This is a genomic window from Achromobacter sp. 1012554356, assembly GCF_059760815.1.
In genome coordinates this window covers 11,708-35,533 of sequence record NZ_JCBANC010000065.1, presented here as the reverse complement: position 1 = coordinate 35,533, position 23,826 = coordinate 11,708, and the positions used below count along the sequence as shown (strand labels likewise).

The 23,826-nt window shown below is 65.4% G+C and carries 22 protein-coding genes; 9 read left to right on the top strand and 13 right to left on the bottom strand.

The features are described from left to right. Window position 1: 1 nt before the first annotated feature. Together AC6LJW_RS25115 and AC6LJW_RS25110 are read right to left on the bottom strand one after the other, a co-directional pair. Window positions 2-1,183, bottom strand: a complete 1,182-nt coding sequence (locus AC6LJW_RS25115) for an AI-2E family transporter (protein ID WP_235512243.1) — start codon at window positions 1,181-1,183, stop codon at window positions 2-4. A gap of 91 nt (window positions 1,184-1,274) precedes the next feature. Beyond that, on the bottom strand, window positions 1,275-1,988 hold the full coding sequence (locus AC6LJW_RS25110; protein WP_498088522.1) for a DUF3053 family protein: 714 nt from the start codon (window positions 1,986-1,988) through the stop codon (window positions 1,275-1,277). Window positions 1,989-2,213: 225 nt separating this feature from the next. Here AC6LJW_RS25110 and AC6LJW_RS25105 point away from each other — a divergent pair, with 225 nt between their 5' ends. The 3 genes from AC6LJW_RS25105 (at window position 2,214) to AC6LJW_RS25095 (ending at window position 4,281) form a co-directional block, all read left to right on the top strand. Next, window positions 2,214-2,573 (top strand): hypothetical protein, encoded by a 360-nt coding sequence (locus AC6LJW_RS25105; protein WP_498088520.1) that lies wholly within the window; start codon window positions 2,214-2,216, stop codon window positions 2,571-2,573. Window positions 2,574-3,220: 647 nt separating this feature from the next. After that, window positions 3,221-3,502 (top strand): hypothetical protein, encoded by a 282-nt coding sequence (locus AC6LJW_RS25100; protein WP_056567258.1) that lies wholly within the window; start codon window positions 3,221-3,223, stop codon window positions 3,500-3,502. A gap of 86 nt (window positions 3,503-3,588) precedes the next feature. Beyond that, window positions 3,589-4,281, top strand: coding sequence for a cytochrome b/b6 domain-containing protein (locus AC6LJW_RS25095; RefSeq protein WP_056567261.1), 693 nt, complete (start codon window positions 3,589-3,591; stop codon window positions 4,279-4,281). A gap of 90 nt (window positions 4,282-4,371) precedes the next feature. On the opposite strand, the gene AC6LJW_RS25090 is transcribed toward AC6LJW_RS25095, so the two are convergent. Continuing rightward, entirely contained in the window at window positions 4,372-4,830 is a 459-nt protein-coding gene (locus tag AC6LJW_RS25090) for a c-type cytochrome (RefSeq protein WP_056567264.1), read from the bottom strand. A gap of 58 nt (window positions 4,831-4,888) precedes the next feature. Beyond that, entirely contained in the window at window positions 4,889-6,265 is a 1,377-nt protein-coding gene (purB, locus tag AC6LJW_RS25085) for an adenylosuccinate lyase (RefSeq protein WP_056567267.1), read from the bottom strand. A 162-nt stretch (window positions 6,266-6,427) separates the two neighbouring features. Between purB and AC6LJW_RS25080 the strand changes: the two genes are divergently transcribed. Further along, complete coding sequence (locus AC6LJW_RS25080; RefSeq protein ID WP_056567270.1) at window positions 6,428-7,039, top strand: glutathione S-transferase; 612 nt, start codon at window positions 6,428-6,430, stop codon at window positions 7,037-7,039. A 78-nt stretch (window positions 7,040-7,117) separates the two neighbouring features. Here AC6LJW_RS25080 and AC6LJW_RS25075 read toward each other — a convergent pair whose 3' ends face one another. The 3 genes from AC6LJW_RS25075 to gcvA all read right to left on the bottom strand — a co-directional run bounded on the left by AC6LJW_RS25075 (window position 7,118) and on the right by gcvA (window position 10,073). After that, window positions 7,118-7,936: a sulfite exporter TauE/SafE family protein gene (locus AC6LJW_RS25075; protein ID WP_056567273.1), complete on the bottom strand. Its 819-nt coding sequence runs from the start codon at window positions 7,934-7,936 to the stop codon at window positions 7,118-7,120. An 84-nt stretch (window positions 7,937-8,020) separates the two neighbouring features. Next, window positions 8,021-9,139, bottom strand: a complete 1,119-nt coding sequence (gene mnmA, locus AC6LJW_RS25070) for a tRNA 2-thiouridine(34) synthase MnmA (protein WP_498088518.1) — start codon at window positions 9,137-9,139, stop codon at window positions 8,021-8,023. A gap of 7 nt (window positions 9,140-9,146) precedes the next feature. Beyond that, complete coding sequence (gene gcvA, locus AC6LJW_RS25065; protein ID WP_056567278.1) at window positions 9,147-10,073, bottom strand: transcriptional regulator GcvA; 927 nt, start codon at window positions 10,071-10,073, stop codon at window positions 9,147-9,149. Between the two features lie 236 nt (window positions 10,074-10,309). On the opposite strand from gcvA, the gene AC6LJW_RS25060 reads away from it, so the two are divergent. The 5 genes from AC6LJW_RS25060 (at window position 10,310) to AC6LJW_RS25040 (ending at window position 15,272) form a co-directional block, all read left to right on the top strand. Continuing rightward, window positions 10,310-11,299, top strand: coding sequence for a Bug family tripartite tricarboxylate transporter substrate binding protein (locus AC6LJW_RS25060; RefSeq protein ID WP_056567280.1), 990 nt, complete (start codon window positions 10,310-10,312; stop codon window positions 11,297-11,299). 67 nt (window positions 11,300-11,366) lie between these two features. Next, a complete protein-coding gene (locus tag AC6LJW_RS25055) occupies window positions 11,367-12,242 on the top strand; it encodes an N-formylglutamate amidohydrolase (protein WP_056567283.1) in 876 nt (291 codons plus the stop codon). Between the two features lie 155 nt (window positions 12,243-12,397). Then, the gene (locus AC6LJW_RS25050) at window positions 12,398-13,516 is read left to right on the top strand and encodes a Re/Si-specific NAD(P)(+) transhydrogenase subunit alpha (protein ID WP_056567286.1); all 1,119 of its coding nucleotides are present in this window, start codon (window positions 12,398-12,400) and stop codon (window positions 13,514-13,516) included. 2 nt (window positions 13,517-13,518) lie between these two features. Then, window positions 13,519-13,836 (top strand): NAD(P) transhydrogenase subunit alpha part 2, encoded by a 318-nt coding sequence (locus AC6LJW_RS25045; protein WP_006224972.1) that lies wholly within the window; start codon window positions 13,519-13,521, stop codon window positions 13,834-13,836. Further along, on the top strand, window positions 13,833-15,272 hold the full coding sequence (locus AC6LJW_RS25040; RefSeq protein ID WP_498088516.1) for an NAD(P)(+) transhydrogenase (Re/Si-specific) subunit beta: 1,440 nt from the start codon (window positions 13,833-13,835) through the stop codon (window positions 15,270-15,272). The genes AC6LJW_RS25045 and AC6LJW_RS25040 overlap by 4 nt, the downstream gene beginning before the upstream one ends. A gap of 28 nt (window positions 15,273-15,300) precedes the next feature. Here the strand turns inward: AC6LJW_RS25040 and glcF are convergent, their stop codons facing one another. The 6 genes from glcF to tldD all read right to left on the bottom strand — a co-directional run bounded on the left by glcF (window position 15,301) and on the right by tldD (window position 23,671). Continuing rightward, window positions 15,301-16,536: a glycolate oxidase subunit GlcF gene (gene glcF, locus AC6LJW_RS25035; protein ID WP_056567289.1), complete on the bottom strand. Its 1,236-nt coding sequence runs from the start codon at window positions 16,534-16,536 to the stop codon at window positions 15,301-15,303. A gap of 6 nt (window positions 16,537-16,542) precedes the next feature. Then, the gene (glcE, locus tag AC6LJW_RS25030; RefSeq protein ID WP_498088514.1) at window positions 16,543-17,649 is read right to left on the bottom strand and encodes a glycolate oxidase subunit GlcE; all 1,107 of its coding nucleotides are present in this window, start codon (window positions 17,647-17,649) and stop codon (window positions 16,543-16,545) included. 12 nt (window positions 17,650-17,661) lie between these two features. Beyond that, on the bottom strand, window positions 17,662-19,161 hold the full coding sequence (locus AC6LJW_RS25025; protein ID WP_056567291.1) for an FAD-linked oxidase C-terminal domain-containing protein: 1,500 nt from the start codon (window positions 19,159-19,161) through the stop codon (window positions 17,662-17,664). 178 nt (window positions 19,162-19,339) lie between these two features. Then, window positions 19,340-20,749, bottom strand: a complete 1,410-nt coding sequence (locus AC6LJW_RS25020; RefSeq protein WP_056567292.1) for an FAD-binding oxidoreductase — start codon at window positions 20,747-20,749, stop codon at window positions 19,340-19,342. A gap of 141 nt (window positions 20,750-20,890) precedes the next feature. Then, a complete protein-coding gene (gene aroG, locus AC6LJW_RS25015; RefSeq protein ID WP_056567293.1) occupies window positions 20,891-21,964 on the bottom strand; it encodes a 3-deoxy-7-phosphoheptulonate synthase AroG in 1,074 nt (357 codons plus the stop codon). Window positions 21,965-22,210: 246 nt separating this feature from the next. Next, the gene (gene tldD, locus AC6LJW_RS25010; protein ID WP_105238023.1) at window positions 22,211-23,671 is read right to left on the bottom strand and encodes a metalloprotease TldD; all 1,461 of its coding nucleotides are present in this window, start codon (window positions 23,669-23,671) and stop codon (window positions 22,211-22,213) included. Between the last annotated feature and the right edge of the window lie 155 nt (window positions 23,672-23,826).

Below are 23,826 nucleotides of genomic sequence, written 5' to 3'. Positions count from 1 at the left end.
GTCAATCGTCGCGGGAGTGCCGGTCTTGAGCCAGTGCTGCCTGCGTACCCGCAGCAGCGCCGCCGGCTGCCGGCGGCGTGCCGGCCACGGGGTTGCCCGGCAGCGGCGCGCTCGCTGCGGGGACGACCGTCGGATCACTTGCCGCCGGCGAGAACAGATCCCAGCTTGCCATGAACAGCGCCGCGATCAGCGGACCGATCACAAAGCCGTTCAGGCCGAACAACGCCATGCCGCCCAATGTGGAGATCAGGATCACGTAGTCGGGCATCTTCGTGTCCTTGCCCACGAGAATGGGCCGCAGCACGTTGTCGACCATGCCGATGACCAGTACGCCGAACGCGATGAGCACGGCGCCCTTGACCACGTCGCCCGTCAGCAGGAAGTACACGGCCACCGGCGCCCAGATCAGCCCCGCACCGATCGCCGGGAGCAGCGACAGGAATGCCATGATCACACCCCACAGCAGCGCGCCCTGGATCGACAGGATGGAAAAGATGATGCCGCCCAGCGCGCCCTGCGCGGCCGCCACTGCGACGTTGCCCTTGACGGTGGCGCGCACCACGGTCGTGAACTTGCGGAACAGATGCTGCTTGTGCATGTCGCTCAGCGGCACCGCGCGCCGCAGCCGCGCCGACAGCAGCGGGCCGTCGCGAAGCAGGAAGAACAGCAGGTACAGCATGATGCCGAAGCTGACCACGAACTGGAACGTGTCCTGTCCGATGTTCAACGCCTGTGTCGCCAGGAACTGGCTCGCCTGCATCGCGCCGGCGCTCAGCTTGTCCTGCAGGCTGGGGATGTCGGCCAGGTCGAAGCGCGCCAGCAGCGCATGCACCGACGGCGGCAAGGCGTCCATGGCCTGCTGGAAGTACGCGCCAAAGTTGATCTGGCCAGACTTGATGCTTTGATAGAGGTTGGCACCTTCGCTCACCAGCGACCCGCTGATCACGACGAGCGGAAGAATCACCAGCAGCAGCACCAGCAGCAGCGTGATCAGCGCGGCCAGATTGCGCCGGCCGCCGATGCGCGCCACCAGGCGGCGCTGCAAGGGGGCGAAAAGGATGGCAAGAATGGTGCCCCAGAACACGGCCCCATAGAAAGGCCACAACAGCCAGCCGAACGCGATGGTGACCACCACGAGCAAAAGCACGAAGGTTCTGTAATGCACGCCTGAAGATTCGCTCATAGTCCGTCCACGCCACGGCATGCGCCGCAAGAGCCGCATTGTACAAAGCGCCGCCGGGCGGCGCTCGGATCGCGATGGGGCTGCCGAACCGCTATGGCGCCGTTGTACCCGCGCTTGCCGCTTGCAGCAGCGTGGCGCGCGCGGCTTCCAGCCCGTCGGACTGCGCATTCAGGGCTTGCAGCCGCAGGTTCAGTTCCTGTTGCAACGTGGGTTTGGCCACCTTGGTTTGCCCGTCCTCGAAGCGCACGTCCGCGGCGTTGGCCGCCACAAAGTCCGCAATGGCCAGCGCGTCGCGGGCGACCGCGTCCATCCGGGCCGCGGCTTCCATCATGTCGGCGGCGGGCGCAGTCACCGCCTCGTCGTAGACGCCCTCATACACGGGCGCGAGGTCCGCGGGCAACGCCAGGTCCGCGCGCGCCTTATCGGCCCTGCTTCGCGCGGCCTGGACCTGCGTGGCGCTGTCGGCCAGCGTCTTGCGGGCCGCCTGCAGGCTGGCCTTGCGCTCCACGATGTCGCTCACCGACCGGATCGTCTCCACGGACAGGACCTCGCGCAGCGGCGCGGCGGCCTTGGCCATGGCGTCCTGGAAGTCCGTCATCACCTCGTACGCGTCGTCGTAGCCGCCGATCGCTTCCTTTTCCGGCTTGCTCAAGAGGCCGATCGGCACGAGCGTCACGTTGTTCATGCGGACCTGCAGAAGCTGTATGAAGGCGGCGCGCTCCTGCGGCTCTTTGTTGACGCATGCCGCCAGCAACAGCATCGAGACCACCGCTATGCCTGTCACCCACGCACGGACCAAATTCATGCGCATCCTTTTGCACTCCGATTCTGCAGATTACGGCCGAAATGGAATGGGCCATTCCGGAAGATTATCCGGTAGCGTCGACCCTGGGTCCGGAAGGGGCGAAATTTGTTGCCATCGAAGCGAGTTGACACAGGGCGGGCCCGCCCGTGCCCGCAGCGCCCGCGTCCTCTAAAATCACGGATTCGGCGGCAGGCAGCCGCCAGCAACATTGCCTTGGCTGACCACATGACACAGAACGCTTCCCCCCTGCCCTGGGGTTTCACGCTCCCGGATTGCCGCGGCGCGAACGCCTTGCTCCACTTCATGAACGACCTGGCGCGAGTGGTGAACCAGTACCTTGGCCACGGCAAGCTGTCGGAAGAAGCGTTGGCCGACGCCCAGAAGGCCGTGGACGCGTTGCTGGAACGCTATGTGGAGATCCAGGCGGCGCCCGAGGCCTTCGACCACGAGCGCATCGAGCTGGCGCTGGAAACCCTGCCGCAGCCAGATGGCACGACCAGCGCCCAGGTGGCGCTGCGCATGTCGCCACGCCTGGAAGGCCTCATCATCGAGGCCCAACGCCAGGCCCGCCCCGCGTCGCACTGAGGCGGTTTTTACACGGCCAGACGTCCATCCGGCCAAAATGCTTGCATAATCGCCCAATTGCCGATATTATCGACAATTGGATCTACGCAGTCGGGTGTTCGCACCGCTCCGGTACGCCATGTCCGCTATAAGCGACTGCAGCAGATAGATCCACCCCGTAAGCTCTGCCGTCCTTGCGAAGTACAACGCAAAATACGCAAACCCAGAGCGCCATCGGAAACCATACGCCTTCGCCCTTTCGCCAGTCCGGATCGGCCTGAAGCAGATACACCTACATAACAAGTTGCTTTTCCGAAAGCAGCGACGCATGCCGCGGTCCAACCACCGCGAGCGCCAGAGCCAACCCACTCTGTGCGCACCCAGGGCTGCACGGGTGCACGCCAACGCGCCTGCGCCCCGCAGCCCGACCGATGCTCTCCAAGACTGGACGAAGGCATCTCAACGCCGGCCCGGCGCGCAAAAAACATGAGAATGCGCAAAAGAACGGCGGCAGCAATGCGTTAGTGTCATGTAATGCCTGTCCAATACATCCGGCGGACAAGGCGCGACGCGAATATCCGGCCACGTGCCCGGCATTTGGCCGCCACGCGCACACCATGACAAGACGCAGCTTTTCCAATAACTAGAACCTAAAGAGAACACACAACATGAATACTCGTTTCACCACCACCGACCTGATCCGACGCCCGGCCCATACCCAGCTCGACGACATGCCCATCCACATCGGCGACATCGTCTACCTGAAGCCGGCCAACGGCCCCGAGATCCGCGCCACGGTCATCTTCAACGCGCCGATCAACGGCACCACCACTTACACCACCGAAGTCGTGCCGTGCGGCGCGCCCGCTTTGAGGACGCCCGCCCAGCGCATCCGGTTCCGCCACGAGCATGTGCATCGCATCGAACCGGTGCGCCGTAACGCTCGCTGAGCTGACCCCACCCCGCCGCGCTTACCCCGCGGCGGTTTGCTTTGTGCGTGATAAATTCCCTGCAACTTCAGCCCGCTGATCTCACCATGCAGAACAATCGTCTCGCGGTCCGCATCTGGGACCTCCCCACCCGACTCTTTCACTGGGCGCTTGTCGTCTGCATCGTCGGCGCGTTCGTCAGCGTAAAGCTGGGCGGCCTGTATATGGACTGGCACGTGCGCTTCGGCTGTACGGCGCTGGGCCTTATCCTCTTTCGCGTGCTGTGGGGCTTTGCCGGACCGCGCTATGCCCGGTTCGCGCATTTCGTTCGCGGCCCCGGCGCCGTGGCCCGCTACCTGAAGGGCGCAGCAGCACCCGCCGGCCACAATCCGCTGGGCGCCCTGTCGGTTATGGCGCTGTTGCTGGTCGTGGGCTTTCAGGCGGTCAGCGGCCTGTTCACCACCGACGACATCATGACGCAGGGCCCACTGTTCGGGCACGTTTCCGAAGCCACGGCCAGCGCCATGACGTCCTGGCACAAGCTCAACGAGTGGGTCATCATCGGCCTGGTCGCCCTCCACCTGCTGGCCGTCACCTGGTACGTCGTCGTGCGCCGCAAGCGTCTGGTGCGCGCCATCATCACCGGCAACGTCGATGCCAAGGACGTCCCCGCCGGCACGCCGCCCGCACAGGACGGCCTGGCCATCTGGCTGCGCGCCCTGCTGCTGGGCGCCTGCGTGACCGGGCTGGTGCTGTGGATACGATCGCTCGAGATCGTGTCCGACATGTCGTTCTCCTGACCGCGCCCAATCAAGAAGCGCAAAACAAAAAGCCCCGAGACGGGGCTTTTTGCTTGAAACAACGAAAGGCCGGAATGACGGCCCGGCGCCTTATTTCTTCTTGCGGTACGAATCGTGGCAGGCCTTGCAACTGGCGCCGACGTCGCCGAATGCCGCGCGCAGCTTGTCCAGGTCGCCTGCATCGGCGGCTGCCGACAGCTTCACGATGTTGTCCTGGAACGCCTGCTGCTTCTGCTTGAAGCCCGCGGCATCGCTCCAGACTTCCGGACGGGCGTCGCCGCCTTCCGTACCCGGACCGAAACCCGCCCACGGCAATGCCGACAGCGTCTTCAGAACATCGACATTGGCCTTGATCTGCGCGGCGTCATAGGGCGCCTGGCCCTTGACCACCGGCGCCATGCGGCCGAAATGCGAGCCGATCAGCGAAAGCGCCGACTGGCGATACTTGACCGCATCTTCGGGCTTGGCGAATTGCGCGGAGGCAGACGTCGCCAGCAGCGGACCCACCGTCATACAGGCCAGCGCAGCGAGCGTGGACAACTTCTTCATTGCTATCTCCCGTAGGTACAACGTAAAAGCCGCGCGCATGACGCGCGCGGCACGGCGACTATACCGCCCGGGCCAGCTCGGCGGCCAAGCCGATGTACGAGCGCGGGGTCATCGCCAGCAGGCGGGCCTTCGGCTCTTCAGGCAGCGCCAGGCCCTGAATGAATTCTCGCAGAGCTTCTTCGGTGATGCCCTTGCCGCGCGTCAAGGCCTTGAGTTGCTCGTAGGGCTGCGGCAGGCCATAGCGGCGCATGACGGTCTGCACCGGCTCGGCCAGCACTTCCCAGCAGGCGTCGATATCGGCGTCGATGGCAGCCGTATTGACTTCGAGCTTGCCCAGGCCGCGCATGCAGGCATCCCACGCCACCAGGCAGTAGCCCAGGCCCACGCCGAGATTGCGCAGGACGGTGGAATCGGTCAGGTCACGCTGCCAGCGGGAGATCGGCAGCTTGTCGGCCAGATGGCGCAGCACGGCGTTGGCCAGACCCAGGTTGCCTTCGGAGTTTTCGAAGTCGATCGGGTTGACCTTGTGCGGCATGGTCGACGAACCGACCTCGCCTTCCTTCAGGCGCTGCTTGAAGTAGCCCAGCGCCACGTAGCCCCAGATGTCGCGATCCAGGTCCAGGATGATGATGTTGGCGCGGGTGATCGCGTCGAACAGCGCGGACATCCAGTCGTGCGGTTCGATCTGGATGGTGTGGCGGTTCTGGGTCAGGCCCAGGCCGGAGAGCACGCGCTTGCTGAACTCGGGCCAATTGATTTCGGGATAGGCGGACAGGTGGGCGTTGTAGTTGCCCGTTGCGCCGTTCAGCTTGGCCAGGGGCTCGACAGCCTCGACCGCGGCGATGGCGCGGTTCAGGCGCGCGGCCACGTTGGCGAACTCCTTGCCCAGCGTGGTCGGGCTGGCGGGCTGGCCATGCGTGCGCGACAGCAGCGGCTGGTCGGCGTTGGCGACAGCCAGGTCATTCAGCTTGGCGGCCACTTCGCGCAGACGCGGCACCACAACTTGATCGCGGGCGCGCGACAGCATCAGCGCGTGCGAGGTGTTGTTGATGTCTTCAGAGGTGCAGGCGAAGTGGATGAACTCGGCGGCGCGGGCCAGTTCGGCGTCATCGGCGACCTTTTCCTTCAGCCAGTACTCGACGGCCTTCACGTCGTGGTTGGTGACGCGCTCGATATCCTTGATGCGGCCGGCGTCCGCTTCGGAGAAATTGGCGACCAGCTGGGCCAGGCGCGCGCGGGCGGCCTCGGAGAAAGCAGGCAGCTCGGGCAGGCCGGCGTCCGACAGGGCGATCAGCCAGGCGACCTCGACTTCGACGCGGTGCGCCATGAAGCCGGCTTCGGACAGCAGACCGCGCAGCGCGTCGCCCCGGGAAGCGTAGCGGCCATCCAGTGGCGAAAGGGCATTAAGTTGGCTCAGCTGATCGGCGATTTGCATGGTCTGGTAGGGAAAAAGCTACGGATGGGAAAACCCGGCGATTTTATCATCCGGGGCCACCCGACATTGTGGCAAACTGACGAAGATTCCGCCCTGCGGACAATTCCGGCCGTCATACAGCCTGCTATACTTCGGCCGCTTTCCGACTCCGCTTGTGACTCCATGAAACTGATCGGCTCGCTTACCAGTCCCTACGTGCGCAAAGTGCGTATCGTCATGGCCGAGAAAAAGCTGGACTACCGGCTTGAACTCGAAAACGTCTGGTCCGCCGACACGCAGATCCAAACGTACAACCCGCTGGGCAAGGTCCCCTGCCTGGTGATGGAAGATGGCGGCGCGTTGTTCGATTCGCGCGTCATCGTTGAATACGTTGATACCTTGTCTCCGGTCGCCCGGCTGATTCCTCAGCAGGGCCGCGACCGCGCGGCCGTCAAATGCTGGGAAGCCATCGCTGATGGCGTCCTGGATGCCTGCGTGACCATCGTCAAGGAAAACCAGCGTCCCGAGGCCCAGCGCAGCCCCGAATGGATCGAACGCCAATACGGCAAGATCCACGCCAGCCTGGACGCCATGAACAAAAGCCTGGGCGACAACGCCCATTGCATGGGCATCAACTACAGCCTCGCGGACATCGCGGTCGGCTGTGCCCTCGGCTATCTGGACCTGCGCTTTGCCACCCTGGACTGGCGCACCGGCCAGCCCCATCTGGCCCGCCTGTACGACAAGCTGTCCCAGCGCCAGTCGTTCATCGACACGGCCCCCAAGACGGCCTGACGGCCCAACAGAAACGCCCGGCATGACCGGGCGTGCGCATCTTCCGGCCGCTTTCCGCGGCCGGTTTTCATTCTGCGATCAAACCGTCCAGGTCTGCCACGCCTTGAACAGCATGTAGGCCGCCAGCGCAAACAGCAGCGCGGCAAACACGCGCTTGAGCGTCTGCACCGGCAGGCGATGGGCCATGCGCGCCCCCAGCGGCGCCGTCAGGACGCTGGTGCAGACCAGCGCCAGCAGTGCCGGCCAGTAGATGAAGCCGAGCATCCCCGGATAGGTCTGGGCTTCGTTCAGGCCCGATACGATATAGCCCACGCTGTTGGCCAGCGCGATGGGAAAGCCCAGCGCCGCCGAGGTCGACACCGCATTGTGCAGGGCCACGTTGCACCAGACCATGAACGGGACCGACAGGAACCCGCCCCCGGCGCCGACCAGGCCCGACAGGAAGCCGATGCCCGCACCCGCCGCGCTGGTGCCGACCACGCCCGGCATCTGGCGCGTGGGCTTGGGCTTCTTGTTGCGCAGCATGCTCCAGCCGGAGTACCCCACGAACAGCGCGAAGAACAGCGACAGCCACAGCGTGCTCAGCGCCGCGAACACCGCGCCGCCCGACAACAACCCGCCGACGATGATGCCCGGCGCCATCGCCGCGACGATGCGCCACTTGATGGTGCCCCGCTGCTGGTGGGCGCGCACGCTGGAAATGGAGGTAAACAGGATCGACGTCATGGACGTGGCGATCGCGGCGTGCACCACCAAGTCGGCCGGCATGCCCTGCCAGGTGAACAGCATCGTCAAAAAGGGAACCAGCAGCATGCCGCCGCCAATGCCCAGCAAGCCCGCGGCAAAGCCGACCACCCCGCCCAGCACCAGCAGGCAGATCACCATCGTCACATCCACAACCGTCTCCTCAGTTTTATTCTCATGAACAAGGCCCCGCGGGCATGGCACCGGGGGGCCTTGGTTACGTGCAGCGGGGCATTCTTAAAGAATGATCCCGCCACCCAGGCAAACCTCGCCATCGTATAGCACGGCCGACTGGCCGGGCGTCACCGCCCATTGCGGCTCGGTGAAATCCAGTGAAAACGTCTCGGGCGCCGCATCAATCAGGCGGCACGCCGCATCGGCCTGCCGGTAGCGAGTCTTGGCCCCATAGGCGCCTGCCGCCGGCGGATGTCCCGCTACCCAGCTTGCGTCTTGCGCCGTCAGGCTGCTGGACAGCAGCCACGGATGGTCATGCCCCTGCACGACGTACAGCACGTTGCGCTCCAGGTCTTTGCGAGCCACGTACCAGGCCTCGGCTGTGCCGTCGTCCCGCTGCCGGCCCTTGACGCCACCCACGCCCAACCCCTTGCGCTGGCCCAGCGTGTAGAACGACAGGCCTTCGTGGCGGCCGACCTTCTGCCCTTCGGGCGTAAGGATGGGACCCGGCTCGGTGGGCAGGTAGCGGTTCAGGAATTCCCGGAACGGGCGCTCGCCGATGAAGCAGATACCGGTGGAATCCTTCTTGGCGGCGTTATGCAGGCCGATCTCGTGCGCGATGCGCCGGACTTCGGTCTTGTGGATTTCGCCCAGCGGAAACAGCGTGCGCGACAGCTGCGCCTGGTTCAGGCGATGCAGGAAGTAGCTCTGGTCCTTGGACGCGTCCAGCGCCTTCAGCAGCTGGAATTGCGAGCCGCCGCCGTCGGCGGGCACTTCGCGCACGCGGGCGTAATGGCCGGTCGCGATGTGTTCCGCGCCCAGCGCCATGGCGTGGTCCAGGAACGCCTTGAACTTGATCTCGGCATTGCACAGGACGTCGGGGTTGGGCGTGCGGCCCGCGGAGTATTCGCGCAGGAAATCCGCGAACACGCGGTCCTTGTATTCGGCGGCGAAGTTGACGTATTCGAACTCCACGCCCACCAGGTCGGCGACGCTGGCGGCGTCCAGGAGATCCTGGCGGGTGGAGCAGTATTCGGAATCGTCGTCGTCTTCCCAGTTCTTCATGAACAGGCCGACGACCTCGTAGCCCTGTTGCTTGAGCAGCCAGGCGGTGACCGAAGAATCGACCCCGCCGGACATGCCGACGACAACGCGGCCTTTCTTGGTGGATGTTTGACTCATGATGCGGCTATTTTAGATCGGACAAGGCGTCTTCCCGTGGCTGCGGCTCAGCGGCGCGCGAGACTTCCATCAGCCAGGCGCGGAAGGCCTGCAGGGTGGGCAGATTGGCCTTCTGCTCGGGGTAGCACAGGTAATACCCCATACGCGCCCGGATCGGGAGCTGGATTGCAACGGCCAGCTTGCCGTCGCGCAGCTCGTCCTCGATCAGGCAGCGAGGGATCAGCGCCACGCCAAAACCCGCTGCGGCGGCCTGCGACAGCAAGGCGTACTGGTCAAAGCGGGCGCCTTCCAGGCTGCGCCGCGTGTCGCACCCGGCCTGCTCGAACCAGTCGCGCCAGCCTTCCAGGGCCGATGTGTGGTGCAGCAGCGGATACGCCAGCAGGTCTTCGGGTGATTGGCACCCGCCCGCAATCAGGCGGGGACTACAGACCGGCAGGATCTCGCGGCCCACAATGTAGTCCGCGCCGCTACCCGGCCACAGGCCCTCGCCAAAACGCACGGCGGCGTCCAGCTCGGGCGTGGAAAAGTCGTAGCCCTGGCGATGCGGCAGAAATTCCACATGGATGTCGGGCCGCAGACGCATGAAGGCCGTCAGGCGCGGGATCAGCCACCGCGCGCCGAACGTCGGCATACAGGTCAAGTTCAGCGTGCCGCCGCGCCCCTGGTGTGCGATCAGTTCGACGGTGGCCGCTTCGATCTGACCCAGACCGGCCTGGATCTTGGCCAGATAGCTGCGGCCCGCTTCGGTCAGAACCAGGCCTTGCCTGATTCGTAGGAATAGTTCGACGCCGACGAACTCTTCCAGATGTTTCACCTGTTTACTCACGGCCCCCTGGGTCACGCACAGCTCCTGCGCGGCGCGCGTGAAACTGCTGTGCCGGGCGGCAACTTCGAACGCCTGAAGATCCGTTAAAGAGGGACAGAAACGCCTCATCTGCAGCCCCCACCGAATGTGGGGCTCCCTTGCCCTGCGGGCATGACGACGGCAAAGGCCGCGCGACGAATGTTACAAAAAAGTAACGCTGGCGGAGGCCTGCCGAAAAGAGGTATGAAAAAAAGTCATAGCTTACGGAGAATCTTTCGTTTGCGCAAACATGCCTGCCGGGAAAGAATCGTCGGGTTTGCGTCTGCCTTTGCGCATCCGCCGTTCATTCATTAGTAGGGGAATTCATGCAACGCCGTAATGTAGTCCTGGGCCTGTGTGTCGCCGCCGCGACCCTGGCCACGCCGCTGATCTCGGGTATCGCGCACGCTGAAGATGCGTATCCCAGCAAGCCCATCCGCCTGATCGTTCCCTTCCCGCCCGGCGGCACCACCGACATCGTCGGGCGCCTGTTCGCCGACAAGCTCAGCAAGGAACTTGGCCAGACGGTCGTCGTGGAAAACCGCGGCGGCGCCGGCGGCTCGATCGGCAGCGCGTTCGTCGCCAGCAGCGCGCCGGACGGCTACGTCCTGGGCATCGCCACCGTCAGCACGCACGGCATCAACCCGGCCATCTACCCGAACCTGCCGTTCGATGGCGAGAAGGACTTCACGCCCGTCTCGAACCTGGCCGCCGTGCCGAACATCATGACCATCAACCCGAAGGTCCAGGCCAAGACCATCGCCGAATTCATCACGCTGGCCAAGAGCCAGCCCGGCAAGCTGACGTACGCGTCGGCCGGCAACGGTTCGGTCTCGCACATGATGGGCGAACTGTTCAAGATGGCCTCGGGCACCGACCTGATGCACGTGCCGTACCGCGGCGTGGGCCCGGCGCTGAACGACGCGCTGGCCGGCCAGGTCGACGTCATGTATGACAACCTGCCCTCCACGCTGCCGCACGTTCAGTCCGGCCGCCTGATCGCCATGGCCGTCGCCGCGCCGCAACGCGTTGCCGCGCTGCCCAACGTGCCCACGTTCGCCGAAGCCGGCCTGCCGGCCGTGAACGACGCATCGTGGTTCGGCCTAGTCGCCCCGGCCAAGCTGCCTGCCCCCGTGCTGGCCAAGCTGAACGCCGCCGTCCAGAAGGTCAGCGCCGAAGACGACGTCAAGAGCCGCCTCGCCGCCCTGGGCGCGTCGCCCGCTGCCAACACCTCGGCCGAATTCGGCGCGCAGATCTCGGCTGAAATCGCCAAGAACAAGCGCATCGCCAAAGAAGCCAACGTGAAGATCGACTAAGCGGTCTTCGGTCCTCGCGTGCCCGTGGCGCGCGAGGACCTCCGATTCACGAACGCAGTACCCCCTTATGCGACTTACCCAGCCCCTGTCCTACCGCCTCGACCTCCCGCAGCAATATCCCGATTCGGAAATCTCGGCCCCCCTTGTGCTGGATTCCCCGCACAGCGGCACCGCCTACCCCCCCGATTTCGCCGCCGCAGTGGACTTTGGCGCCTTGCGCACGGCCGAGGACACCTGGGTTGACGATCTGTGGGGCGACGCCATCGAGATGGGCGTGCCGATGATCGCCGCGGCGTTCCCGCGCGCCTACATCGACGCCAACCGCGCCGCCGACGAGATCGACGAAGTGCTGCTGGACGCGGCATGGCCCGACGCGATCAACGCCTCGTCCAAGGTCAAGCTTGGCAAGGGCCTGATCTGGCGCATGCTCGATGACGGCACGCCGCTGTACAACCGCAAGCTCACGGTGGACGAAGTGCGCCACCGCATCGATGCCTGCTGGAAGCCCTATCACGCCGCGCTGGGCCAGGTGCTGGACAACGCGCACCGCAAGTTCGGCAAGGTCTGGCACATCAACTGCCACTCGATGCCCAGCGTCGCCGGCGCGTTCGCCACCGATCGCCCGGGCCTGGTCCATCCCGACTTCGTGCTGGGTGACCGCGACGGCAGCACCAGCGATCCCGCCTTCCGCGAATTCATCGCCGCGTGGCTGCGCGAGCGCGGCTACAACGTCACCGTGAACGATCCCTACAAGGGCGTGGAACTGGTGCGCGCATTCGGCCGCCCGCAAGAAGGCCGCCACAGCCTGCAGATCGAGATCAACCGCAAGCTCTACATGGATGAAGTGTCGCTTCGTCCCACCGACAACTACGGCCGCCTAAAGGCCGATCTGCGCGACCTCACCGCCGCGCTGATCACCTGGACCCGCACGCAGACGGCATAAGAAACGCCGCCATCTGCACGCCGGGTTGCAAGCCCCCCCGCCCCATGGTCGCCATGGGGTTTTTTTTTGCCCGCGCGCAAGCAGCCAAAACGGGGGAGGCGTGAGAGCGCACATTCCGTGTATAACTACGGCGAACCTTCTGAGGAGAGGCGTCGATGCACATCGGGATACCCAAGGAAACCCGAGACGGGGAAACCCGTGTCGCAGCAACACCGGAGACCGTCAAGAAGTACGTCGGCGGCAAGCACACCGTCATCGTTGAGCGCGGGGCAGGCGCCGCCGCCCGCTATCTCGATGATGCCTATGTCGCCGCGGGCGCCACGCTCGGTTCAGCCCAGGATGCCCTGGGCGCCGAACTGGTCATGAAGGTTCGCGCGCCCTCCCCCGAGGAACTGCCCCACATGAAGCCGGGCACTGTGATCGTGGGCATGCTCGATCCCTTCGACGCCGAGGGCCTGGCGCAACTGGCCGCCGCCGGCCTGACCGGCTTCGCGCTGGAAGCCGCGCCGCGCATTACCCGCGCGCAAAGCCTGGACGTGCTGTCGTCGCAGGCCAACCTGGCCGGCTACAAGGCCGTGCTGCTCGCAGCCCACCACTACGGCCGGCTGATCCCCATGATGATGACGGCCGCCGGCACCCTGAAGGCCGCGCGCGCGGTCATCCTGGGCACCGGCGTGGCGGGACTGCAGGCCATCGCCACCGCCAAGCGGCTGGGCGCGGTGGTCGAGGCCTCCGACGTGCGTCCCGCCGCCCGCGAACAGGTTGAATCGCTGGGCGCCAAGTTCATCGACGTGCCGTTCGAAACCGACGAAGAGCGCGAGATCGCGCAAGGCGCGGGGGGCTACGCGCGATCCATGCCGCCCGCCTGGATGGCGCGCCAGGCGGCGCTGGTGTCCGAACGCTGCAAGCAGGCCGACATCGTCATCACCACCGCGCTGATCCCCGGCCGCCCGGCTCCCACCTTGGTCTCGGCGGAAACGGTGGCGGCCATGAAGCCCGGTTCGGTGCTGGTGGATCTTGCCGTCGAACGCGGCGGCAACTGCCCGCTGTCGGAAAAAGGGCAAATCGTCGAAAAGCACGGCGTGACGATCATCGGGCTGACCAACCTGCCCGGCCTGGTCGCGACCGACGCTTCGGCGCTCTACGCGCGCAACATCCTGGATTTCCTGAAGCTCATCATCAATGCGGACGGCGCGCTGGCAATCCAGCGCGACGATGAAATCGTGGCGGCCTGCCTGGTGTGCGAAGGCGGCAATATGACGCGGAGGACGTGACCATGGAAGCGATCAACCCCACCCTGATGAATCTCATCATCTTCGTGCTGGCCATCTACGTCGGCTACCACGTGGTCTGGAACGTCACGCCCGCGCTGCACACGCCGCTCATGGCCGTCACCAACGCCATTTCCGCCATCATCATCGTCGGCGCGATGCTGGCCGCCGCGCTGACCGAAGGCGGACTGGCGCGCGGCATGGGCGTCTTTGCGGTGGCGCTCGCTGCCGTCAACGTGTTCGGCGGCTTTCTCGTGACGCGGCGCATGCTTGAAATGTTCAAGAAGAAGGACCGCAAGCCGGGCAAGGAGGAAGCGAAATGATCTCGCTGAACCTCGTCACTCTGCTCTATCTGATTGCCTCGGTCTGCTTCATCCAGGCGCTCAAGGGCCTGTCCCATCCCACGACCTCGCGTTTGGGCAACGCGTTCGGCATGGCCGGCATGGCGATCGCCGTGGTGACCACCGCGGCGCTCATCATCGGGCTGGCGCGCAGCGGCACGGCCACGATAGGGTTGGGATGGGTCGTCCTGGGGCTGCTGGTCGGCGGCTCCATTGGCACGCTGATGGCCAAGCGCGTCGAGATGACCAAGATGCCCGAGCTGGTCGCCTTCATGCACAGCATGATCGGCTTGGCGGCGGTCGCGATCGCCGTGGCCGTCGTGGCCGAGCCGCACGCCTTCGGCATTGCGCCGCCCGGCATGGCCATCCCCACCGGCAACCGCTTCGAGCTCTTCATCGGCACGTTCGTGGGCGCCATCACGTTCTCGGGCTCCGTCATCGCCTTCGGCAAGCTGTCCGGCAAATACAAGTTCCGGCTGTTCCAGGGCGCACCCGTGGTGTTCCCCGGCCAGCACATGCTGAATCTGGCGCTGGCGCTGGCGATGCTGGGCTGCGGTGTCTGGTTCATGCTCACGCAGCAATGGACGCCCTTCATCATCATGACGCTCATCGCCTTCGTGCTGGGCGTGCTGATCATCATCCCGATCGGCGGCGCGGACATGCCGGTGGTGGTGTCGATGCTGAACAGCTATTCAGGTTGGGCGGCGGCCGGCATCGGCTTCTCGCTGAACAACCCCATGCTGATCATTGCCGGATCGCTGGTGGGATCTTCGGGCGCCATCCTGTCCTACATCATGTGCAAGGCGATGAACCGGTCGTTCTTCAACGTGATCCTGGGTGGCTTTGGCGGCCAGTCGGGCGGCGGCGCGGCGGCAGGCGACGCGCCGCAACGCAGCGTCAAGTCGGGCAGCCCGGACGACGCGGCGTTCCTGATGACCAACGCCGAAAGCGTGACCATCGTACCTGGCTACGGCCTGGCCGTGGCGCGGGCCCAGCATGCCCTGAAGGAACTGGCCGAAAAGCTGACCGCGCGGGGCGTGACCGTCAAGTACGCGATCCACCCGGTTGCCGGCCGCATGCCGGGCCACATGAACGTGCTGCTGGCCGAGGCCGAAGTGCCTTACGACCAGGTCTTCGAAATGGAAGACATCAACAGCGAGTTCGGCCAGACCGACGTGGTGCTGGTGCTGGGCGCGAACGACGTGGTCAATCCGGCCGCCAAGAACGATCCCAAGTCACCGATTGCCGGCATGCCCATCCTCGAAGCCTACAAGGCGCGCACGGTCATCGTGAACAAGCGCTCCATGGCCTCGGGCTATGCCGGGCTGGACAACGAACTGTTCTACATGGACCGCACGATGATGGTCTTCGGCGACGCCAAGAAGGTGCTCGAAGACATGGTCAAGGCCGTGGAGTAACCGCAACGCCAGGCGCTGCGCGGGCTTGCTAGCCCGGCGCAGCGCGGCGCAACTGCTCGTCGACCACCTCGACCCAATGGCGCACCGGCGTATCGGTGCCGCTTTGCAGATGGCCGATGCACCCGATGTTGGCCGACAGGATCACATCGGGACTGCCCACCGCAATGGCGCCCAGCTTGCGGTCGCGCAGCTCCAGCGCGATGTCCGGATTCAATACCGAATACGCGCCCGCCGACCCGCAGCACAGATGCTTGTCCGCGAACGGCTGCAGCTCGAAGCCCAGGTCAACCAGCAATTGCTCGGACAACGGCCGCAGCCCCTGCCAGTGCTGCAACGTGCACGGCGGGTGAAACGCCGCCCGCGTGCCCGCCGGCAGGCGCGACCGCAGCAACTCGGCGTGCGGCGCGACGATCTCCGCCACGTCCTTCACCAGCGCCACGAGGTCCGCGGCTTTCTGCGCATACGCCGCATCGTGGCGCAGGTGATGCGCGTATTCCTTGACCATGGCGCCGCAGCCCGACGCATTCATGACGATGGCCTCGACCTTGCCGTCCTGCACCAGCGGCCACCACGCGTCGACGTTGGCGCGCATCTGCGCCACGGCTTCGTCCTGCGCATCCAGGTGGAAACTGACCGCGCCGCAGCAGCCGGCGCCCGGCGCGATGCGCGCGCCGATGCCCACCGCATCCAGCACGCGGATGGTGGCGGCGTCGATGGTGGGCATCATGGCCGGCTGCACGCAGCCCGCCAGCATCAGAACCTGACGCGCATGCCGCGCCACCTGTGGAAGCGGGCCCGCGTCTCGGCGCTCCGGCACCTTGCGCCGGAGCGACTGAGGCAGCACGCCCCGCAGCCGCTGGCCCAGACGCATGGCCGGCGCAAACATCGGCGACAGCATCGCTTTGCGCAGCAACGTGCGGCGGGTCTTGTCCCCCCACGACCGCTCCACACGTTCGTCCACGATCTTGCGGCCGATGTCGACGAGGTGGCCGTACTCGACGCCGGACGGGCAGGTGGTCTCGCAATTGCGGCAGGTCAGGCAGCGGTCCAGATGCTGCTGCGTGGATTGCGTGGGCTCCTTGCCCTCCAGCACCTGCTTGATGAGATAGATGCGCCCGCGCGGGCTGTCCAGTTCGTCGCCCAGGACCTGATACGTGGGACAGGTGGCCGTGCAGAAGCCGCAATGCACGCAGCGGCGCAGAATCGCGTCCGCCTCGTTGCCCAGATCGGTGCCGCTTGCCCAGGATGCCAGATTGGTTTGCATGATGTCCTATAGCTCCAGGACCAGGCGGCCGGGGTTGAAGAGGCCGGCGGGATCGAGCTCCTGCTTCAGCCTGCGGGTGATCGCGCCGACTCCCGGCGCAAGCGGATGAAACACGCCGTCGGCGGGCGGCGGGGTATCGGCGGGCCGGAACAGCGTCGCGTGGCCGCCATGCCCGGCCGCCGTCTCGCGCAGCTCGGCCGCATCGCGCGGGCCGCTCAGCCACCGCTGGCCGCCGCCCCACTCCACCAGCGTCGGCCCCAGTTCCAGGACTGCGGTGGTAGGCGGCAGGGCCATACGCCACAAGGGCCGGTCCGGCGCAAAGAACGCGTGGGTCTGTTCGCGCAACGAGCGCCACCAGTCGTCGGCCGCATCCGGCGCCAGCTCATCGCCGCCAATCAGCGCTCGCGCGCTGGCCAGCGCGGGCGGCGCGCCCGACAAGCGCACCATCGTCATTCCCTCAGCGCCATCGCCGTCGCTTGACCAGCTCGACGCCGAGATCGGCAGCGGCTTGCCGCGCCAGAAGGCAAAGTTGGCCAGCGCCTGCGCCTGCGTCGCGGGCAGCGCCAGCGTCATCTCTTGCATCGGCATGGGCACGACCTTCAGCGACACCTCCAGGATGGCGCCGAAGATACCGTGCGAGCCGGCCAGAAGGCGCGACACGTCGTAGCCCGCCACGTTCTTCATGACCTCGCCCCCGAAGGACAGAATGCGGCCGTCCGAGTCCAGCAGTTGCGCCCCAAGCACAAAATCCTTCAAGGCGCCCGCGCTCATGCGGCGCGGGCCCGACAGTCCGGCCGCCACGCAGCCGCCCACGGTCGCCGTGGGTGCGAAGTGCGGCGGTTCGAAGGCCAGCATCTGGCCGTTCTCGGCAAGCGCGGCCTCCAGTTCGGCCAGTGGCGTGCCGGCGCGCACCGTCACGACAAGTTCGGACGGGTGGTAGCTCACGATGCCGCGGTAAGGCGTCATATCGAGCAGGCAATGGCCATCCTGCGGCCTCACGGGACGGTAGTTACCGTAGAACCGCTTGCTGCCGCCGCCCATCACGAACAGGGGTTTATGGCCGGCACGGGCCGTCATGACCTGGTCGCACAATTCCGACAGGACAAAATCCATAAGGGATACGTCCTAGAAGCGGGCGAGATCGGGGAAGCGCAGTTCTCCCGCATGGACGTGCATCTTGCCGTATTCGGCGCAGCGTGCCAGCGTGGGGATGACCTTTTCAGGATTCAGCAGGCACGGCGGATCAAAGGCCCGCTTGACTGCCAGGAACGCATCGAGTTCTTCGCGAGAGAATTGCACGCACATTTGATTTATCTTCTCCATTCCCACACCGTGCTCTCCAGTCACGGTTCCTCCCACCTGCACGCACAGCTCAAGAATGGCCGCGCCAAATTTCTCGGCGCGCTCCACCTCGTCCGGCTTATTCGAATCGAACAGGATCAGCGGATGCAGATTGCCGTCGCCGGCATGAAAGACATTGGCGCATCGCAGGCCGAATTCGTCTTCCATCTGTTCAATGGCGCCCAGCACGCGCGCCAGATGGCGGCGCGGAATCGTGCCGTCCATGCAGTAGTAGTCGGGCGACACGCGCCCGGCGGCGGGAAACGCGTTCTTGCGCCCCGCCCAGAATTTCAGCCGTTCCGCTTCGGACGCCGACACCTGGCAGCGCGTGGCGCCGGCTTGCCGGAACACCGCCTCCATGCGCGCGATCTCGTGCGCCACCTCTTCGGGTGTGCCGTCCGATTCGCATAGCAGGATGGCCTGCGCGTCCATGTCGTAGCCCGCGCGGACAAACGGTTCCACCATGTGCGTCGCGCGACGGTCCATCATTTCCAGGCCTGCGGGAATCATGCCCGCCGCGATCACCTGCGTGACCGCATTGCCTGCCGCCTCGACGCTGGAAAAACTGGCCATGACAACCTGCTGGCAGGCCGGCTTGGGAATGAGCTTGACGGTCACTTCGGTGACAACACCCAGCATGCCCTCAGAGCCGACGAACACCGACAACAGGTCCAGTCCGGGCGCGTCAGGCGCGTGCGATCCCAGTTCGACCACATCGCCGTCGATCGTGACCACGCGCACGCGCAGCACGTTGTGCACGGTCAGGCCGTACTTCAGGCAATGCACGCCGCCCGAGTTTTCCGCGACGTTGCCGCCGATGGAGCACGCGATCTGGCTCGACGGATCCGGAGCGTAGTACAGCCCGTAAGGCGACACCGCTTCGGAGATCGCAAGATTGCGCACACCCGGTTCGACGATGGCGGTCGTGCTGGCCAGGTCGATATGCTTAATCCGATTGAATTTGGACAGCCCCAGCAACACGCCCTGGCTGTGCGGCATGGCGCCGCCCGACAATCCCGTTCCCGCGCCGCGCGCCACAATGGGCGCATTCAAGCGCTTGCAGATGCGCATGATGGCCTGCACCTGCGCTTCCGTTTCGGGCAAGGCAACGACCGCGGGAATCGAGCGGTAAAGGGATAGGCCATCGCATTCGTAAGGACGAGTGTCCTCTTCGCGATACAGCACACAGTGCGCGGGCAACGCGGCCGACAACGCCTCGATGAGCTGCTGCTGCGTATAAGGCGCCTGCACTTGTGCCAGGCCGGTTTCGACCAGTGAATTCATGAGCGCAACAATAGCGCGAGTGCCCATGTTAATCAGGCCGGGATTTACCCGCACCTGACGCATTTACGGGCATTTGCGGCCAGATCATACGTAACCGGCCGTAAATCGCGCAGCGGCTTGTCGCGTAAAAGCAGCAGGCGCTATCGGTGCGAGGGGGGCTTTTGCGCCCCCCTGCCGATTACCAGGACACGATCTTGCCCGGGTTCAGGATGTTGTTCGGGTCGAACGCATGCTTCAGACTGCGCATCAGGTCCAGCGCGTCTTCGCCGTGCTCTTCCGCCATGAACTGCATCTTGTGCAGGCCGACGCCGTGCTCGCCCGTGCAGGTGCCGTCGGCTGCGATGGCCCGGCGCACGAGGTTGTGGTTGATGGCTTCCGATTCCTGCCATTCCTGCGCGCTGTCGGCGTCCAGCAGCATCAGCACATGGAAGTTGCCGTCGCCCACGTGGCCGACGATGGTGTACGGGAAGCTTGCGCGGTCCAGTTCCTCGACGGTGTCGCGCACGCAATCGGCCAGCCTCGAGATCGGCACGCAGACGTCGGTGGTGCTGGCGCGGCAGCCGGGACGCAACTGCAGGCCCGCGAAATACGCGTTGTGGCGCGCGGTCCAGAGGCGGCTGCGGTCTTCGGGGCGCTCGGCCCATTCGAAGTCCATGCCGCCATGTTCGGCCGTGATCGCCTGCACGGTTTCTGCCTGCTCTTGCACGCCGGCGGGACTGCCATGAAATTCAAACACAAGCAGCGGGGTTTCGCGCAGGGTCAGCTTGCTGTGCAGGTTGACGGCGCGAACGCTGGCGGCGTCCATGAACTCGACGCGCGCAATCGGCACGCCCATCTGGATGATCTCGATCACGCTCTGCACCGCGGCGTCCAGCGTCGGGAAATTGCAGACGGCGGCGGACACGGCTTCGGGCTGCGGATACAGGCGCACGGTCACTTCGGTGATGATGCCGAGCGTGCCCTCGCTGCCCACGAAAATGCGCGTCAGGTCGTAGCCGGCCGACGACTTGCGGGCGCGGCCCGCAGTGCGGATGATGCGGCCGTCCGCGGTGACGACGGTCAGCGACATGACGTTTTCGCGCATCGTGCCGTAACGCACGGCATTGGTGCCCGAGGCACGGGTGGCCGCCATGCCGCCGAGGCTGGCGTCGGCGCCCGGGTCAATCGGAAAGAACAGGCCGGTGCTGCGGATTTCTTCGTTGAGCTGCTTGCGCAGCACGCCGGCCTGCACTGTGGCGGTCAGGTCTTCGGCGTTGATGGCAAGGACCTTGTTCATCTGCGACAGGTCCAGGCTGATGCCGCCCTGGATTGCAAGAATGTGGCCTTCGAGCGAAGAGCCGGCGCCGTACGGAATCAAGGGAACGCGGTGTTCGTTGCACACCTTGGCGACGAAGGCGACATCTTCCGTCGACTGCGCAAAGACCACGGCGTCAGGCAGCATGGCCGGATAAGGCGATTCGTCGCGGCCATGGTGTTCGCGCACGGCGGCCGATTCCGACAGGCGGTCGCCAAAGTGCGCACGCAGGGCATCCAGACAGGCGGCCGGAACCGCGCGGCGCAACGATTCGGCGTGCAAGGGAGCGTTCATGATCTCGTGATTTCCCGGGTTCGATAATCCGAATATTCTACGCCGCCTCGCGTGCTGCGCCGCACACCGCCCCAGGCTGACGGCGCGCGGCGCGAATCCCCCTCACTTTCCGGAATCTCGTGCCGGAAACACTTGCCCGAATTACTTGCCGGACGTGAGCGCAACGCGGCGGCGTTCGCGCACGGCCTGCGCCAGGCGCTCCAGCACGGCCACCGAGGCATCCCAGTCGATGCAGCCGTCGGTGATGCTCTGGCCGTACACCAGCGGCTGGCCGGGCACCATGTCCTGACGGCCGCCCAACAGGTGGCTTTCCACCATGACGCCGACCAGGCGCGCATCGCCGGCTTCCATCTGGCGCGCCACGTCTTCGACGACGAGCGACTGGTTCTCCGGTTTCTTGCTGCTGTTGGCGTGGCTGGCATCGACCATGATGCGCTGCGCGAGGCCGGCCTTGGACACGTCCTGGCACGCGGCGTCCACGCTGGCCGCATCGTAGTTCGGCGTTTTGCCGCCACGCAGGATCACGTGGCAGTCCTCGTTGCCCGCGGTGGACACGATGGCCGAATGGCCGCCCTTGGTCACCGACAGGAAATGGTGCGGCTGCGACGCCGCCTTGATCGCGTCGACGGCAATCTTCACGTTGCCGTCGGTGCCGTTCTTGAATCCCACCGGACACGACAGGCCCGACGCCAGCTCGCGGTGCACCTGGCTTTCCGTCGTGCGCGCCCCGATCGCCCCCCAGGAGACCAGATCCGCGATGTACTGCGGCGTAATCATGTCCAGGAACTCGCATCCCGCCGGCAGACCCATGCTGTTGATATCCAGCAGCAGTTCGCGGGCCACGCGCACGCCCTTGTTGATGTCGAAACTGCCATCCAGGTCCGGATCGTTGATGAGCCCCTTCCAGCCCACGGTCGTGCGCGGCTTCTCGAAATAGACCCGCATCACGATTTCCAGGTCGGCGCTCAGGCGGTCGCGCACGGGCTTCAGACGCTTGGCGTATTCGATGGCGGCGCGCGTGTCGTGGATGGAACACGGGCCGATCACGACGATCATGCGATCGTCCATGCCGTGCAGGATGCGGTGCATGCCTTGCCGCGCGGCGAAGACAGTCTCGGACGCCTCCTTGGTGCAGGCGAACTCGCGCATCACGTGCGAGGGCGGATTCAGTTCCTTGATTTCTCGAATACGAAGGTCATCGGTGTTGTGCGACACGGTACTGCTCCTGGGTTGCCCGCCACGGCGGCATAAAAAAAGCCGCCAGATTCGCTGGCGGCTTTTTTGGGGGGATTCTTTCCAAACTTCAGATTGAGCGCGTCCCTTCCTCCGCCAGCGGCTTCAGAAAACCAAAAAAATAAAAATAAAAGGCGGGGGACGCGAATTTCATGGGGACCGACTCTAGCACAGTTTTTTGAAGGCGTCACGCTGGATTTTTTCCGCGTGCCGCCCCCATTTATCTCGTCAGGCCGTGCCGCCGACCGTCAGGCCTTCCATGCGGACCGTTGGCATGCCGACGCCGACGGGCACGCTCTGGCCGTCCTTGCCGCAGGTGCCCACGCCCGAGTCGAGCTGCAGATCGTTGCCGATCATGGTGACGCGGTTCATGGCGTCGGGGCCGTTGCCGATCAGCGTGGCGCCCTTGACCGGATAAGTGACCTTGCCGTCCTCGATCATGTAGGCCTCGGACGCCGAGAACACGAATTTGCCGTTGGTGATGTCGACCTGGCCGCCGCCGAAGTTGACGGCATAGAGGCCGCGTTTGACCGAGGCCACGATCTCGTCGGCGGGCTTGTCGCCGGCCAGCATGTAAGTGTTGGTCATGCGCGGCATGGGCAGATGCGCGAAGGATTCGCGGCGGCCGTTGCCGGTGGCGGCGGTCTTCATCAGACGGGCGTTCAGCGTGTCCTGCATGTAGCCGCGCAGGATGCCGTCTTCGATCAGGACATTGCGCTGGGTGGCATTGCCTTCGTCGTCGATGTTGAGCGAGCCGCGGCGATCCGGAATCGTGCCGTCGTCGATCACGGTGACGCCCTTGGACGCCACGCGCTCGCCGATGCGGCCGGAGAAGACACTGGATCCCTTGCGGTTGAAGTCGCCTTCCAGGCCATGACCGACCGCTTCGTGCAGCAGGATGCCCGGCCAGCCCGAACCCAGGACAACCGTCATTTCGCCGGCCGGCGCCGGACGCGCCTCAAGGTTGACCATCGCTTCATGCACCGCGCGCTCGACATAACCCTGCAGCATCTCGTCGGTGAAGTACGCCAGGCCCAACCTTCCGCCGCCGCCCGCATGACCCATCTCGCGACGGCCATTGCGTTCGGCAATCACGGTGAGCGACAAGCGCACCAGCGGGCGCACGTCGGCGGCCAGACGGCCATCGCTACCCGCGACCAGCACCACGTCATATTCCGCGCCCAAGCCGGCCATGACCTGGATCACATGGGGATCGCGCGCCCGCGCCATGCGCTCGATGCGCTCGAGCAGCGCGACCTTTTCAGGCGCGCTGAGGCTGGCAACGGGGTCGATGTCCGCATAAAGGCTGCGGCCGATCTCGGCCTCGACGTGGGCGGCGACCTTGACCTTGCCGGCGCCGCGGCGCGCGATGCCGCGCACGGCGTGCGCCGACGACAGCAGCGCCTCGGGCGACAGGGAATCCGAATAGGCGAATGCCGTTTTTTCGCCGCTTACGGCGCGCACACCCACGCCCTGGCTGATGGAGAAACTGCCCGTCTTGACGATCCCTTCTTCAAGGCTCCAGCCTTCGCTGCGCGTGTACTGGAAGTACAGGTCGGCGTAATCGACCTTGTGGGTGAAGATTTCACCCAGTGCCCGCGCCATGTCCGCTTCGGTCAGACCCCAGGGGTCGAGCAGAAGGGATTTGGCGGTGGCCAGGGAAGCAATGGCGGGATCAATGATTTTCATAGGCTCAGTTCAGGAACGGCACCGGGGCCGCGCACGCGCGTGATGGCGCTCAAGACCGTATCGTACCGCCGACACGGGCCCGGCGTCGCGGCCCACACCAAAAGTCACGGCACGCCGCAGTGGCAAATGGAGCACACCACGCGGGACAAAATGGT